The organism is Pedobacter sp. 01N416, assembly GCF_056399685.1.
Window position 1 is genome coordinate 1 of sequence record NZ_JBFTRT010000984.1, and the last position, 764, is coordinate 764.

Below are 764 nucleotides of genomic sequence, written 5' to 3' on the forward strand. Positions count from 1 at the left end.
GGCCAGAGCTTTCGATGCACCTTGTATTATTGAAAAACTGGTCGATTTTGAAAAAGAAGTTGCCGTAATTGTTGCCCGTAATGCCAACGGCGATATGAAAACTTTCCCGATGGTAGAAATGGAATTTAACCCAGAGGCCAATTTGGTTGAGTTTTTAATTTCCCCATCTACTTTTGCCGAAAGCTTGCAACAAAAAGCAGAAAACATTGCTAAAAATATTGCCTCAGCAATGAACATCACCGGGATTTTAGCGGTAGAAATGTTTATTTGCAAAGATGGAGAGTTGCTGGTTAACGAAGTGGCTCCTCGTCCGCACAATAGCGGTCACCAAACTATCGAGGGCAATTATGTTTCTCAGTTCGAACAACATTTACGTTCTATTTATAATTTGCCACTTGGCGATACTACGAGTATTACCAATGCCATTATGATTAACCTACTTGGCGAAAAAGGCTTCGAAGGTGTGGCTAAATATGAAAATCTGGAAAAAATACTAGCGATTGACGGTGTTTTTGTTCACCTGTATGGCAAGAAATACACAAAACCTTTCCGTAAGATGGGCCATGTAACCATTGTAGATATCGATAGAGAAAAAGCCATAGAAAAAGCACGCTTTGTACAAAAAACATTAAAAGTAATCGCATAAAACTCCTAGCCCTTTAAATGGGAATTAAAAACAAGGTGGAAATGCAAAAGTTTAAAGAAGTTAAAAAGAAATAAAATAAATATGAGTCAAGGAAATTCAAATTCGGCATTAGTTGGAA

General features: G+C 37.4%; 1 protein-coding gene. It reads left to right on the forward strand.

All coding sequences use genetic code 11. The features are described from left to right. The coding region (locus AC1DND_RS28820; RefSeq protein ID WP_477586388.1) for an ATP-grasp domain-containing protein at window positions 1-646 on the forward strand (646 nt) is incomplete at its 5' end. Between the last annotated feature and the right edge of the window lie 118 nt (window positions 647-764).